Annotated in this window: 11 protein-coding genes; 7 read left to right on the top strand and 4 right to left on the bottom strand. The window is 43.1% G+C overall.

Annotated elements, in window-relative coordinates; genetic code table 11:
- Positions 1-405 precede the first annotated feature (405 nt).
- Positions 406-1,248 carry an endonuclease/exonuclease/phosphatase family protein gene (locus MR764_RS19385; RefSeq protein WP_247981113.1) on the top strand — a complete coding sequence of 281 codons (843 nt, stop codon included), beginning with the start codon at positions 406-408 and terminating at the stop codon, positions 1,246-1,248.
- Positions 1,249-1,290: 42 nt separating this feature from the next.
- Complete coding sequence (locus MR764_RS19380; RefSeq protein ID WP_247981112.1) at positions 1,291-2,226, top strand: glycerophosphodiester phosphodiesterase family protein; 936 nt, start codon at positions 1,291-1,293, stop codon at positions 2,224-2,226.
- Positions 2,227-2,489: 263 nt separating this feature from the next.
- On the opposite strand, the gene ilvA is transcribed toward MR764_RS19380, so the two are convergent.
- The 3 genes from ilvA to MR764_RS19365 all read right to left on the bottom strand — a co-directional run bounded on the left by ilvA (position 2,490) and on the right by MR764_RS19365 (position 8,399).
- Positions 2,490-3,749, bottom strand: a complete 1,260-nt coding sequence (gene ilvA / locus MR764_RS19375) for a threonine ammonia-lyase (protein ID WP_247981111.1) — start codon at positions 3,747-3,749, stop codon at positions 2,490-2,492.
- Between the two features lie 131 nt (positions 3,750-3,880).
- Positions 3,881-6,118, bottom strand: a complete 2,238-nt coding sequence (locus tag MR764_RS19370; protein WP_247981110.1) for a GH92 family glycosyl hydrolase — start codon at positions 6,116-6,118, stop codon at positions 3,881-3,883.
- A 28-nt stretch (positions 6,119-6,146) separates the two neighbouring features.
- Entirely contained in the window at positions 6,147-8,399 is a 2,253-nt protein-coding gene (locus MR764_RS19365; RefSeq protein ID WP_247981109.1) for a GH92 family glycosyl hydrolase, read from the bottom strand.
- Between the two features lie 86 nt (positions 8,400-8,485).
- Here MR764_RS19365 and MR764_RS19360 point away from each other — a divergent pair, with 86 nt between their 5' ends.
- From MR764_RS19360 to MR764_RS19340, 5 genes are all read left to right on the top strand, one after another.
- Positions 8,486-9,676: a glycoside hydrolase family 18 protein gene (locus tag MR764_RS19360; RefSeq protein ID WP_247981108.1), complete on the top strand. Its 1,191-nt coding sequence runs from the start codon at positions 8,486-8,488 to the stop codon at positions 9,674-9,676.
- Between the two features lie 52 nt (positions 9,677-9,728).
- Entirely contained in the window at positions 9,729-10,301 is a 573-nt protein-coding gene (locus MR764_RS19355) for a Crp/Fnr family transcriptional regulator (protein ID WP_247981107.1), read from the top strand.
- A gap of 93 nt (positions 10,302-10,394) precedes the next feature.
- Positions 10,395-11,012, top strand: a complete 618-nt coding sequence (locus MR764_RS19350) for a YceI family protein (protein WP_247981106.1) — start codon at positions 10,395-10,397, stop codon at positions 11,010-11,012.
- 194 nt (positions 11,013-11,206) lie between these two features.
- Positions 11,207-11,920 carry a pirin family protein gene (locus MR764_RS19345; RefSeq protein WP_247981105.1) on the top strand — a complete coding sequence of 238 codons (714 nt, stop codon included), beginning with the start codon at positions 11,207-11,209 and terminating at the stop codon, positions 11,918-11,920.
- Between the two features lie 5 nt (positions 11,921-11,925).
- A complete protein-coding gene (locus tag MR764_RS19340; RefSeq protein WP_247981104.1) occupies positions 11,926-12,510 on the top strand; it encodes a nitroreductase family protein in 585 nt (194 codons plus the stop codon).
- A 103-nt stretch (positions 12,511-12,613) separates the two neighbouring features.
- Here the strand turns inward: MR764_RS19340 and MR764_RS19335 are convergent, their stop codons facing one another.
- A complete protein-coding gene (locus MR764_RS19335; protein ID WP_247981103.1) occupies positions 12,614-13,351 on the bottom strand; it encodes a DUF1080 domain-containing protein in 738 nt (245 codons plus the stop codon).
- Between the last annotated feature and the right edge of the window lie 1,301 nt (positions 13,352-14,652).

Here is a 14,652-nt window from a genome sequence, read left to right as displayed (position 1 = left end):
AGGATTAAAGTTGTTGTGACTAGAGTTGTTGACGGTTAAAACAATATATTAGTTTCAATTTTTTCCTTTTTACATTTGATTGTTATTCGAAAAAGTAGATAAAAAGACCAATTTTGTCAAATGGTTTATAAAGCATAATTTATATGTTTGCTAACGGATAATATACCGAAACTGGTAAACATTACCGATAGCAGCCAGCTAAATCAGGCTATCTCGGCAATTATATATTGAAACATTTGAAGAATTGTTTCTCTATTTGCATGTTAGGCGAGTTAGATATTCAAAGCCAAATATCTAAATTTAAAAGTAAGGTATGTTAAAATACAAGGTCCTGATATCAGTTTGATTAAACAGGAACAGGATGGAAAAAATGAAAGTATACCTAAAAATTATATCTAATAACAAATGAAACGATCATTCCTTTTATTAACCATTTTAATGGTAAATGCAGTTTTAACCTTTGCACGCCCCAATAAACCTATTATTGCGGCTACCTACAACCTCCGTATGAATACGTCTAGAGACGGAATAAATGCCTGGCCCAACCGGAAAGAGAATGTGAAGAGTTTAGTCCGTTTTCACGAATTTGATATTTTCGGAACCCAGGAAGGTTTTATCGAACAGTTAAAAGACCTGTCAGAGTTGAAAGAATACAGCTATACCGGACACGGTCGCGAAGATGGTAAAGATGCAGGCGAACATTGTGCCATTTTTTACCGGACCGATCGGTTTAAATTGTTGGAGTCGGGCGATTTCTGGTTGCGCGAAAATCCAGATGAACCGGGACTTGGCTGGGATGCAACCTGTTGTAACCGGATTTGTTCGTGGGGAAAATTCCGGGATCTGGAATCATCAAAAGTATTTTACTTCTTCTGTGTGCATTTTGATCACCAGGGAGTAATTGCCCGGAAAGAATCGGGGAAACTGATGGTACAAAAAATTCAGGAAATAGCAGGCGATACTCCTGCCATTTGCGTTGGTGATTTAAATTCGCTGCCGGAAACAGAACAGGTAAAAACCATGGAAACCTTACTAAATGATTCACGCAACGTGTCAGCGATACCTCCCTACGGACCGGAGGGGACATTTAATGGTTTTAAGTACGATGCACCACTAGACAAAAGAATTGACTACATATTTACCAGTAAAAAAATTGAAGTACTGAAATACGGTGTTTTAACCGACCATATGGACCAACGTTATCCTTCCGATCATTTGCCTGTTGTAGCAAAAATGATTATCAACTAACAGAGTTTACGCAAAACTTACCATCCTTTGAATAAAAATACGATGAAACTTTATACGATTATTGGAATTATATTCCTTTTAGCCGGTTGCCAGGCAGGGCAGCAACAATGTCAAAAAGAGCCGGCAGCTGCGGAAAAAACCGACAAGGTTACGGCAATTCGCGAGAAACTGATGAGCCGTGATAAAAGCTCGGTAATAGTGGTGGCGCACCGGGGCGACTGGCGTAACTTCCCTGAAAACTCGCTGGAAGCCATTGATAATGCCATAAAAATGGGCGTCGATGTGGTGGAGTTGGATGTACAGATGACCAAAGACAGTGTAATGATTTTGATGCACGATTCGAAACTGGACAGAACAACTACCGGAAAAGGAGTCGTTGCTGAAACCAACTGGGCCGATATCCAAGAACTGAATCTGAGAAATGGCTGTGCAATTAGAACCATCCACAAGGTTCCGACGCTGGAAGAAGCGCTGGAACATGCCAAAGGAAAAATCATGCTTAACCTGGATAAAGCCGACCGTTATTTTGATCGTGTGTATGCCTTGCTTCAAAAAACCGGGACCACAAAACAGGTAATTATGAAAGGCGGGAAAAGTGCACAGGAAGTAAAGGATTTTTACGGCGATTACCTGAACGAAGTGATTTACATGCCCATTGTTAAATTGGATAATGCAGATGCCCGCGAGCAAATCGAGCTTTTTGTAAAAGACCTGAATCCGGTAGCGTTTGAACTGTTGTTTGTAAACGACACCAATACTTTGGCCAAAGATGTGGTGAATATACTTGATGGTCATTCGCTGATCTGGTACAATACACTTTGGGATACCATGGCCGGTGGTCACGACGATGATATGTCGCTGGAAGACCCGGATAAAGGTTACGGTTACCTGATCGATAGCCTTGACACACGTATCATTCAGACCGATCGTCCGCAAATGTTGCTGGACTACCTGCGAGCAAGAAAACTTCACGATTAATCGCTCAATTGAGTTAACTGTGAATGTTTTAGTTGGTTGAGCGATGCCAAACTTCAGGTTGAATGCTGAAACAGTTTGGTAGAGAGAAAATTTTCAATGAAAAATAATTTGTTGTTCCGGTAGCTGTTTGTTATCGGAACAATTTTATTTTCAGAATATAACAGCTGCGTAAAATTCTAGAAAAGGCAGAGAAGATAATTATTTTCTCTGCGCTTATTTACGCTAGGTTCCCGGAAATATCTAACTTATTTTGATGCCGGTGATCAAATCAGAAACTGGAACAGATCCGGGTTGTCGTTGAGGTATTCGTAAACAAAGCCGTTTTCTTCCATGCGTTGAATAAGGCCGTTTATATCTTCCTTTTTTTGCACTTCAATTCCGATCATCGCCGGGCCTTTTTCGCGGTTGGTTTTCTTCGAATATTCAAAATGGGTAATATCGTCGTTAGGCCCCAGAACTACATCCACAAAGGTCTTTAACGCCCCGGCACGTTGCGGGAAGCGAACAATAAAATAATGCATCAAACCCTCATACAACAACGAACGTTCCTTGATTTCTTCCGTCCTGGTGATGTCGTTATTACTGCCGCTTACAATGCAAACCACGTTTTTGCCTTTTATTTCGTCCCTGAAATAGTCGAGAGCCGCAATCGAAAGCGCTCCGGCAGGTTCAATAACTATGGCATCGCGGTTATATAGTTCAAGAATTTTTGTACAAATTTTACCTTCGGGAACGGGTTGAACTTTATCAAGCACTTCTTTACAAATTTCAAATGTGAGGTTGCCCACACGTTGTACGGCAGCTCCATCCACAAACTTGTCGATTTTTTCAAGGGTCACCACATGGCCGGCATCCAGCGATTTTTGCATCGAAGGCGCTCCTGCAGGTTCTACTCCAATGACTTTTGTACTTGGGCTGATTTGTTTGAAATAGGCTCCAACTCCGGCTGCCAGTCCTCCACCCCCAATCGGGATAAAAACAAAGTCGATTTCTTCTTTGGTATCCTGTAAAATCTCAAGCGCGACCGTTCCCTGGCCTTCAATAATTTCTTTGTCGTCAAACGGATGAATAAACGCCATTCCAGTTTTTTGGCAGTCTTCCAGGGCCAGGTTATGGGCATCGTCGTATGTATCGCCAACCAGGATCACTTCCACATTTTCTTTACCAAACATCTCCACCTGACGCACTTTTTGCTTCGGCGTTGTGGCGGGCATGTATATTTTCCCTTTTATGTCCAGTTTACTGCACGAATAAGCAACTCCCTGTGCATGATTTCCTGCACTCGCACACACTACTCCTTTCTTTCGTTCTTCTGCCGAAAGCTTGGCGATTTTGTTGTAAGCGCCACGAAGTTTGTACGATCTTACCAATTGCAGATCTTCCCTTTTCAAATAAATGTTTGCCTGGAACTCTTCCGAAAGGTTGAAGTTTAACTGAAGCGGTGTTTGCAGGATAATATCGTTGATGCGGCGTTTGGCGCGGGTAATGCTTTGTATCTGCGGAAAATATTTATCGGATGCCATTCTTTCTTTTTTGCAAAGATAAACGCAGGCCGGCTATTTAAGGTTTGCTTTGTGTCATTCTTACTTCTTTTTCAGAAAAAATAACAGGAATGAAACACAACCCCAAATAGCCGGCCTGAATTCTAAGTTGTCTAATAAACGATCGATTCCGGTCGGTCTTCAGCTTTGCTTCCGAAATCTTTGTTCGGTGTATTACCCATCGTAAAAACCAGTTCGCCACCGGCCTGCAGCTGTTTATGGGTAATAAATGTTTTGGTATAAGGTTCTCCGTTCAACTTAACCGACTGAATATAGAGATTTTCTTTGCTGCTATTCTCGGTTGAAATGGTGAACGTTTTTCCTTCCGGAAAAGAGAGTTCAACCTTGTCGAACATCGGACTTCCAAATACATAAGCTCCGTTAGCCGGGTTAACCGGATAAAAACCGATGGATGAAAGCACATACCAGGCCGACATCTGGCCGCAGTCTTCGTTTCCGCAAAGTCCGTCGGGTTGATCATTGTACATCGTGGTGCAGATTTCGCGCACTTTTTCAGCGGTTTTCCACTGTGCACCGGCGTAGGTGTACATATAAGTAGTGTGGTGACTGGGCTCGTTGCCGTGTGCATATTGTCCGATCAGACCCGAAATATCGCTGGATGCTCCTTCCACCTGTTCGGAAGAAATGCTGAACAGACTGTCGAGTTTTGTAATAAACGCTTCTTCGCCACCCTGCAGTTGAATCAATCCTTGCGGGTCCTGCGGAACCAGCCAGGTGTACTGCCAGCTGTTTCCTTCGCAAAAATCATCTTCGCGGTGTTGCGACGAGATAGGATTAAAAGGAGTTCGCCAGCTTCCGTCAGAGAGTTTACCGCGCATAAATTTGATGCTTGGATCGAAATACTGCTTGTAATATTCAGCGCGTTTTGAAAAAAGTTCGTAGTCTTCGGTTTTCCCCATCGCTTTTGCCATAGCCGCAATACACCAGTCGTCGATGGCGTATTCCAGTCCCATTGCAACCGATTCAACCGTTTTATCAGCAGGAATGTATCCCAGCTCTTTCACGTAATTCAAACCTCTTTCATCGAGAAGGGCAGAGGTTTTCATGGCATGAAACGCTTTTTCTGCATCAAATCCGCGAAAGCCTTTCAAATATGCATCGGCAATTACGGGAACCGCGTGATACCCCACCATGGTATTGGTTTCGTTGCCCCACAGGTGCCACACCGGAAGTTTGCCTTGCTGGTCGAAGGCTGTCAGCAGCGAATTCACAAAGTCATCCACTCGTTCGGGTTGAAAGATGGTGTAAAGCGGATGCGCCGCACGGTAAGTATCCCAAAGCGAGAAAACGGTGTAATTGTCAAAGCCGGGATTAGGATACACTTCCTTGTCAGTTCCGCGGTATTCACCGTTGGCATCGTCGAAGAGAGCGGGTTCGATCATGGTATGATAAAGCGAAGTATAGAACGTTTTTTTATCGGCCTCGCTCGAAGTTTCAATACTGATTCTACCCAGTTCATTGTTCCATTTTCCGGTAGCAGCATTCAGTGTATTTTCAAAATCCCAGTCGTTGATTTCAGCTATCATATTTCCTTTTGCGTTCTCACAGCTCACGGGCGAAATCGCGGTTTTAGCCAGCAAAACGCCGTTGCCTTCAAACTCAATGAGTGCAGTCAGTTCACCTTTCTCCGCATCGGTTCTTACCACTTCAAAGTTTACAATGGGTTTGGAAAATTCAGTATGGAAAAAAACGCGCTGATCGGCCGCCCAGCCTTTCGAAAAGCGGAGCCCTTCAACACTGTGGTCGTCGGTTTGTTTTAATTCACCTTTTTGAATGGCGTCCCAACCTGTTCCGTATTTCAGGTCAATGAGCACTTTTGAATTGCCTTCACCTTTGAAATCGTATTTATGAAAGCCAACCCTTTCGGTAGCCGTTAATTCAGCTTTAACCTTGTAACGGTCAATATCGATTGAGTAATATCCCGGTTTGGCGACTTCTCCGGCGTGTGTGTATTTTGCCTGCCAGTCGTACTGATTTTCACCCTCGAAATTGGGGGTGTAATCGCCCGAAAGCGGCATAAAAAGAAGGTCGCCCAAATCGCCGATACCGGTTCCGCTCAGTTGAGTGTGGGCAAAGCCGATCAGCAACGAATCGGAGTAGTGGTAGCCCGAACACCAGTCCCAACCTTGTGTTGGGTTATTCGGCCCCAGTTGCACGGCGCCAAACGGAACGCTGGCTCCCACAAAAACGTGGCCGTGGTAGTCGCTTCCGATCAGCGGATCTACAAAAGCCGTAAAATCGGTTGTTTCCTGTTGCACTGTTTTTTCGCCCGTACACGAGCTTAAAAGCAAGGTTGCAAGTGCGATCGCTAAAATGAAAAATAATCTCATGGTATGTGAATTAAGTTTATCGTTGGTATTAATGAATAATTTCGAGTATGCCACCTTTTACGAGTTCCGCATGGTTGATGAAAAAGGATTTTTGTGATTTCCCGTTCCATTTTATGTTTTTGATTTTTGATGACTGATCACCGGTGTGTCGAATAGTTATTTCCTGCCCCGGATAAAAATTTTGGTCCAATTTAATGGTAATTTCATCAAAAACAGGGGAGGAAACGGTATAATTCATATCGCCCGGAATAACGGGATACATTCCCATCATCGCGTAAACCACCCAGGCCGACATCGTGCCGGTGTCATCGTTCCCCGGAAGTCCGTCGGGAGCATTTTTGAAGTAAGTCGCTATCAGCCGCCTGACTTCCTTCTGAGTGCGCCATTCTTCGCCTTTCACATAATTAAAAAGCCAGGGATAGTGAATGTCGGGTTCGTTGGTCATATCAAAGTTCCCTTCATCGAAGGTGGCTTGCAACTTCTTTACGAAGTTCTTTTTTCCTTCGTTCAATTCAATCATCCCGCTCATATCGTGCTGGGCGCAAAAGTTGTATTGATACGCATTGCCTTCGTGAAAGCCCGGACTTGGTTCAAAATTTTCGCCTTGTTTGGGATCGAAATCCGGTAAAAATTTACCGTTTTCCAGCTTTGGACGGATGATTCCGAATTCGTCGTCGTAATAATTTTTCCAGCTTCTGGATTGTTTCAGAAAGCGTTCGTAGTCGTCAGTTTTTCCCAAATTGTTTGCCAGTTGAGCCAGGTTCCAGTCGGCCATGTAATATTCCAGCGCATGCGAAACCGAGTTGTCAAATGGAGTCTTTAACGGCACATAACCCAACGAAAGGTATTCGTCGATGTCGGGCCTTATTTTATTGTCTTTTCCCGGTGTGGTTGCCGATTTGCGCATTCCCTCGTAAGCTTTCTCTATGTCAAAATCGCGGATACCCCGAAACCAGGTATCCACAATTACCGGAATTACCGGGTCACCTTCCATAACATGGGTTTCGGTACTGTTCAGTTCCCAGCGGGGCAGCCAGCCACTTTCATCGTACATTTCAATTAACGAGTTCACCATATTCAGCTGCTGCTCCGGAAAGGCCAGACTAAAAAACGGATGCAGGTTTCGGTAGGTGTCCCACAACGAAAACACGGTGTAACGTTCACCATTTTTGCGTTCTTTAATTTCGAACGATTCCATGGCCGGATACTGGCCGTTTACATCGCTTAAAATATTCGGATGGATTTGCATGTGGTAAAGTGCCGTGTAAAAAACGGTTTTCTGGTCATCGGTTCCGCCTTTTACAGTAATCGTGGAAAGCGCCTTGTTCCATTTGTCTTCAGCATGCTTTCGTGTAGCTTCAAAATCGAACTTGTTGGATTCGGCATTTAGATTTTGACGGGCATTATCGATGCTGACATATGAAACACCCACTTCAACTAGAATTTGTTCATCGGCTTTTGTATTGAACGAAAACCATGCACCAATGCTGTCACCGGCTATTTCAGTCTGGTAATTCTTGTAATATTTGAATTTATTACTTGTTGCCGACCACGAGGCTTCTGCATTCATTTTTGGCATTTTTTTCCAGACCCCAAATTCTTCGGCTGTTTTGCTGAAACGCGCCACAAAATAAACCGGACGTTCGGTGCCGTCGTTGTAACAGAAAGTACCGGTCATGCGCGAACCTTCCACTTCGCGATCGTTTACAATGCGCAGTGTAGCGCCGCTTTCGTTGGTGAGCCCGTTTCCGAGGTCGATCAAAATGTTGGATTTTCCGGACGGAAAGGTAAACCGACTGATCCCGGTTCTTTCTGTCGCTGAAGCTTCTGCCAGAATGTTGTATTTATTCAGAAAAGTAGAATAGTAGCCGGGATGTGCAGCCTGTTGGCTCATTTCGGAGCCATATTCACGAAAATCGGCGTTAATATCGCCTGTAGTTGGCATGAGCAGAATGACTCCTAATTCGGGGCAGCCAACGCCACTTAAATTAACATGTGAAAAACCGGTGAAATATTTATTGTCCCAGGAATAGGGTGTTGACCACCAGCCTGCATCTTTTTCATGTTTGTTTAACGGCGAATTTCCGGCAACATTAAAAGGAACTACAGAAACCATTCCGCGGGGAACAATGGCTCCCGGATTTGTAGTGCCGTAATTGGTGCTGCCGATAAACGGATTTACCCACTCGGCCGGTGCCTGAGCGTTGCAAAATGCCGGTATACATATACCCAACGCGATAAGCATCAGGAGTATGTTGATTTGATTTGGCCTTTTTACCATTGCATGCATCTTTTTAAAAAAATTTACAAAGTGTAAATATAAATCATTAATTTTAGCTCAGTCTATATCCATTAAAACTTTTTACCATGATTCGTTATTTTTTGCCTTTGGTCATGATTTTCTTGCTGTTGGGGTGCGGTTCCCGAAAGCAGGCTCACGTAAGCGAAACACCGAAAATTAATATTATGGCTTACTACTTTCCCCGCGAGGAATTTAATGTGGAACAATTGCAGTTGGAGAAACTCACGCATCTGATTTTTAGTTTCAGTTATGTTATCGATGGGGAAATGGCGTTTAAAAACGAATTGTCGGATACGCGTTTAAAACAGTTGGTGGCCGAAAAACAGAAGCATCCGAACCTTAAGGTAATGGTCGCCTGTGGTGGTTGGGGAGCCGATGGTTTTTCTGATGCCGTTTTAACTGAAGAAAGCCGTTCAAAATTTATCCGCAGTGCCGTAAATTTTGTTCAGAAATACCAGTTGGATGGAATCGATATTGACTGGGAATACCCGACAGCTTCGGGAGCAGGAATCAAAGCTCGTCCCGAAGACAAACAGAATTTTACCGCATTTATTAAAGGACTCCGGGCGGAATTGAACAAACTGGATCGCCCTCAGATTTTGACATTTGCAGCTGCAGGCTGGAAAAATTACTTCGAATACATTGAGTTAAACGAGGTAATGAAATATGTGGATTACATTAACCTGATGACCTATGACCAGGCGGGAGGTGGAAATAAATTTACCCGTCACCACACGGCCTTGGGGCGTGTAACTTTAAACGACCTGTCAGAAACACCATTGGGTATGGAAATGAAAAACCGAACGGAGGAAGAAGGGGAAGATGAAGGTTCATGGGAACCTCAATCAGCCGAAGGGATTATTAACTTTTGTATTGAACATGGCGTTGATCCGGGGAAAATAGTAATTGGCGCAGCATTCTATGGTAAAGGATGGAAAGGCGTTCCTCCTCAAAATAACGGATTGTATCAACCCAATGCCGGAGCGGTGAGAGGAGCAAACTATAGCAGGCTTCTGGGTGAATACATTGATAAAAATGGATTTGAAAGACACTGGGACCCGATCGCAAAGGCGCCTTTTCTTTATCATCCGACCGACAGCATTTTTATAACGTACGACGATCCGGAATCGGTAAAATTGAAAACGCAATTTGCTTTGGATCATCAACTCGGTGGTATAATGTTTTGGGAGCTTGGAGGAGATTCCTACGAGTCCGGAGGTCTGCTCGACGCCATATATAATCAGGCTGTGCATTGATTCCTTTCCGATTCTTTGTATTTTATTACTTTTACCACAAGAAGGAGACGCAATGGCAGACTATTCAATTTTATATTCGTATTTCGAACACATTAACAAACAGCCTTTAACGCCGGAGGAAATGGCGGAAATTCACCGTGTATTCCGAAAAAATACCTACAAGAAAAAAACGATGGTTATGAAGGCGGGGGAGGCCAATACATTGCATTATTATATTGAAAAAGGCCTGCTTCGGATGTATATTATCGATCAGAACGGGAAAGAATTTAATATCCTTTTTGCCCGCGAGCGTCAGTGGATCGGCGACCTGGGAACTCCAGCTGAAACGCCGTATTTTATCGAAACGGTGGAAGACAGCATCGTTTATTCCATTTCAGAGGAGAATTTTCACACTTTGTACAAAAGGTACATCGCTCTTGCCAACTATATCCGAAAATCCTATGTATTTCTTCAGAAACGATTTGTTTCCATATTGTCGAAAACAGCAGAAGAGAATTACGAGGAACTGGTGAACGATTATCCCGGACTGCTTCAACGACTTCCACAGTATCAAATTTCATCTTACTTGGGCGTAACACCCGTTTTTTTGAGTAAAATACTCGCAAAACGAGCAAAAAAAGACTAAAAAGTATTTTTCTTAAACTAGTTTATTTTTTTTCGCTTTCACGGGCAGTATGTTTGCAGTGAAATTAAAATTGTAAACTAAAATTTAAGAGAAATGAAAAAAATTACAGGACTTTTAGCGATAGCACTATTTAGTGTTTCAGTAGCGGTGGCAGGACAGAAAGATGCCGCACAGGCAGCATTGAAAGTGGATACCAAAGCCAGTAAAGTTTACTGGAATGCAAAAAAAGTAACAGGTGAGCATTCAGGGCTTCTTTCGGTTGCCGACGGAACTGTTTATGTACAGGATGCGAAAGTGACAGGAGCCAACATTAACCTGGATATGAACTCGATCGATTGTACTGATTTGGAAGGTGAATGGAAAGACAAACTGGTCGGTCACCTGAAATCAGACGACTTCTTCTCGGTTGAAAAACATCCGAAAGCAACTTTTACCATTAAATCAGTAGCCAAAGACGGTGCTAAACACAAAGTAGTTGGCGACCTGACCATCAAAGGTATTAAGCACGAGATTTCTTTTCCGGCTGATGTAAAAGTGGAAGGCGATAAAATTACAGCTAACGGAACAGCTACCATCGACCGTACCAAATACGACATTCGCTACGGTTCAGGTAAATTCTTCGAAGGTCTGGGTGACAAAATGATTTACGATACTTTCGACATTCGTTTTGAACTGGTAGCGTCTTCTTCAGAAGAAGTTTCAATGCAGTAATTAGCAGCGACGTTTACAACAGGTGAATGTTGACAATGTTCCCGATAAAAAAGATTAGAAAATGGTTCCTTTCCGGTATAGTGGTGATCGCGTTTGTTGCGATCGCCGAAACCGGCGAAGGAAAAAACAAAAAAGGGAACAGGCTTTATTTCGGAGAAGTAGTATTACAGGAAAAGCCATATAAAAAACAAGTCATGAAAACAATATTACACAAGGCAGAAACAAGGGGGAGCGCCAATCACGGTTGGTTGAATACTCACCACACTTTTAGTTTTGCCAATTATTACGATCCGGAACGCGTTCACTTTGGCGCATTGAGAGTTCTAAACGATGATTCGATAGCCGGTGGTGGTGGATTTGGCATGCACCCGCATGACAACATGGAAATTATTACTATTCCGCTCGAAGGCGATTTGCGCCATCGTGACAATATGGGAAACGAAGAGGTAATTCGCGAAGGCGATGTTCAGGTGATGAGCGCCGGAACAGGCGTTTATCACAGCGAATTCAATAACAGTGAGGATAAAAAAGTAGAACTCCTGCAAATCTGGGTTTTTCCGAACAAGAAAAATGTGCAGCCGCGTTACGATCAGATTTCGATTCGCGACATATCAAAAAGTAACGAATTCTACCAGGTTCTTTCACCCGATTCAACCGATCAGGGGGTTTGGATACATCAGGATGCCTGGTTTAGCCTGGGATCATTTGAAAAGGGAAAAACTGCCTCTTATTCGCTGAAAAAAGAGGGTAACGGAGTTTATGCTTTTGTGATTGAAGGTGATGTGACCATCAACGGACAGGAGCTTAACCGACGTGACGGACTTGGAATCTGGGAAGTTGATAAACTTGATGTAGTTGCCGGTAGCAATGCGCGGGTGTTATTAATGGAGGTACCCCTGTTAAATTAAGAGTGATGATAGAAGTAGAGGAAAGAAAACAGACAAAGGTTAATTCCGGGCTTCATCCTTTAATTCAGAAACGATGGAGTCCAAGGGCTTTTTCTGAAAAGAAAATTGAAGAAAGGGAACTGGAGGTTTTGTTTGAAGCAGCTTCGTGGGCGCCAAGTGCAAATAACGAGCAGCCCTGGCAGTATGTATATGCACTAAAAGGAACACCCGGTTATGAAAACCTGTGGAATTGTTTAATGCCGGGGAATCAGCCTTGGTCGAAAACAGCACCGGTGATTTTTGCAGCGCTCTACCGAAATACTTTTAAAAAGAACGGAATGCCCAATCCGTGGGCTGCACACGACCTGGGAATGGCCAACGCGCAATTGTTATTGCAGGCCGCTTCCAGCGATATATACGGTCATTTAATGGCTGGCTTTGACGAGCAAAAATTAAGAGAAAAGTTACAATTGAGGGATGATGTGACACCCGTTTGTGTAGGAGTGCTGGGATATTTGGGGAATGCTGAAAAGCTGGATGAGCCTTATCGAACGAGGGAAATAAAGGGGAGATCGAGATACGGTTTAAATGAATTTGTACAAAAAGTATAAATGAATTTACGCCATGAATAAAACCCGGCTTTTGGCCGGGTTTTTTATTGCTAAAATCTAAGTTTACCAAGCTGAATGATTTCCTTTTTCAGTTCCTTCGGTTTTATAATTTTCTGATTTTAATGTTTCGGAACCATACCGTATAACCATGGTCCTGTAACCCGATAAAACCTTCTTTTGAAATTCCTTCCTGAAACCCTTCAAAATTTTTGAATTTGCTGTTTTCCACAAGTTGGTTCCACTCATCGCTCCAGTGGGTGTACGAAAGTACTTCTGTGCCATTCATCGATACGGTTACTTTCCCGTCTTTAACTTTAATCAAGCAGGTATTCCATTCGCCAGCAGGATGAACAGTTGCTGGATCGGCCGCAATCATGTCGTACAACGAACCTGCCAGGTGGCTGTCGATTTTATTGTCGGTAGCGTCCTTGTTGTCGAGTACCTGTATTTCGGGCGCTGCATAATAAATCGGTTTCCCGGGTACCTCTCTTACATAGTAGAAAATTCCGGAGTTGGCCATTTTACCCGCTTTCCAGTCAATCGATAACTCAAAATCCTTGTACTTTTCTTTCCCGAAAAGAATATCGCCATTGGCTCCCTGGCCCGGGTTTTTACCTTCTCCGGTAAAAACTTTCATTGCATCGTCTTCAATCTTCCAGTTGGCAGGCATGGCAGTTCCGTTGCACTGGCGCCATCCGTCAAAATTTTTACCGTTGAATAACAGCACCCAACCGTCTTTTTTCTCTTGTGAAGTCAGTTTGTTTACTTTCTGCGAAAATGCGGGATGGGCAATCAACAACGCTGCCAACATCGCAATACTGTAAAAAATACTTTTTCTCATGATCTTTCTTTTTGAAATTTCGGTTTAATTGATTTGAGTCTAAATATAGCCAAAACAAACGCTGCTCATCATGAAAAAAAAGAGTTTCATCCAATAAATGCATTTATTTAGAATCAACTTTGCTTTTTTACTCTCCGGATTGCCGCAAGATATTAGGAGTGTCCTTTCACCACAATCATCATTATTTTCAGATTGAGGCAGAAGAAATTGTACAATTGAACGATAACGCAGGTTCTCCGGAGCAGGGGACATCTGGAGGGAACAGGCCGAAAAAATTCGTCTTTGTACGCGGTGTTTATTCTGTTTTTTCCATGTCGCGTTTTTATTCCTTTTGTTTTTACCATTTAACAATTTTGCAGTTTCTCCATTCAACAGTTTTTCAATCTTCTTCAATCCTTCAATCCTTCAGTCCCTCAACCCTTCAATCCTTCAGTCCCTCAGTCCCTCAATTACCCGGGCAGCAGCTACTTTGTATACCCTGCCATGTTTGATCCATTTAACCTTGTTTCCGGCAAATACCGACTCGGTGAATACTTTGCGGTTTTCTGTAAGCAATGGCGAGTCGCCATGCCACGAAAAAATCGTTAGGCTATGCTTGGTGACTTACCACGGGGCGAAAAAATGATTGTTCAACAAATGGTGATTTACCAAGAAGCAAAAAAATGATTATTCAGCGCATGGCGAATCACCACGCCATGAAAAACTGATTTTTCGATGTATGGCGAATCACCAAGCGATGAAAAATTGATTTTTCGTTGTATGGCGAATCACCACGCGATGAAAAAATGGTTTTTCGGTGTTTGGTAATTCACCACGTCATGAAAAAATGATTTGTCGGCTTATTTGCACGGGAAACGCGATGAAAATGCCTGTGCTACTTTTTTTCTGTGAAAAAGACGAATTCTCGTAAAGTTTTGTTTGAGGTACGACCGAAACAATTCTTTTGTTAAATTAGTAACTCAACTTTAGGTAGCACCCGGAACGAACAACAGCGAGAGATTTGCTCGCCGTTCGCGCTCCTTATAAGTATCGGGCTCTGATGGTGTACAATCCGATAAAATTGAAAAAGTCAGCTTTGGGTTTTTGGCTGGGCCACGAATTAGAAATCCGAGTCAGAAAAAGGGATACAGGAAAACAAAAAAGCCGGCGTAACACCGGCTTTTTTTATTTGTTGTTTGTCTCGTCCTGAAATAGCGTTACACAAAAAGTAGCGTTATGAAAGAAATCAATCATTCACAGTACGTTAAGCGTACACAGAAGGACTATTCGATGTCCTTTAAATTGCAAGTTGTCACTGAGAT

Origin of the sequence: Maribellus sp. YY47, assembly GCF_023111095.1 — a bacterium.
GTDB lineage: Bacteria > Bacteroidota > Bacteroidia > Bacteroidales > Prolixibacteraceae > Draconibacterium.
Note: the sequence above shows the minus strand (reverse complement) of the source record. Positions and strands in the feature narration are given on the sequence as shown.

Coding starts and splice junctions, on each gene's coding strand:
- MR764_RS19340 (WP_247981104.1), top strand. CDS start 11,926: ATGATAGAAGTAGAGGAAAGAAAACAGACAAAGGTTAATTCCGGGCTT.
- ilvA (WP_247981111.1), bottom strand. CDS start 3,749: ATGGCATCCGATAAATATTTTCCGCAGATACAAAGCATTACCCGCGCC.
- MR764_RS19370 (WP_247981110.1), bottom strand. CDS start 6,118: ATGAGATTATTTTTCATTTTAGCGATCGCACTTGCAACCTTGCTTTTA.
- MR764_RS19350 (WP_247981106.1), top strand. CDS start 10,395: ATGAAAAAAATTACAGGACTTTTAGCGATAGCACTATTTAGTGTTTCA.
- MR764_RS19355 (WP_247981107.1), top strand. CDS start 9,729: ATGGCAGACTATTCAATTTTATATTCGTATTTCGAACACATTAACAAA.
- MR764_RS19335 (WP_247981103.1), bottom strand. CDS start 13,351: ATGAGAAAAAGTATTTTTTACAGTATTGCGATGTTGGCAGCGTTGTTG.
- MR764_RS19385 (WP_247981113.1), top strand. CDS start 406: ATGAAACGATCATTCCTTTTATTAACCATTTTAATGGTAAATGCAGTT.
- MR764_RS19365 (WP_247981109.1), bottom strand. CDS start 8,399: ATGGTAAAAAGGCCAAATCAAATCAACATACTCCTGATGCTTATCGCG.
- MR764_RS19380 (WP_247981112.1), top strand. CDS start 1,291: ATGAAACTTTATACGATTATTGGAATTATATTCCTTTTAGCCGGTTGC.
- MR764_RS19345 (WP_247981105.1), top strand. CDS start 11,207: ATGAAAACAATATTACACAAGGCAGAAACAAGGGGGAGCGCCAATCAC.
- MR764_RS19360 (WP_247981108.1), top strand. CDS start 8,486: ATGATTCGTTATTTTTTGCCTTTGGTCATGATTTTCTTGCTGTTGGGG.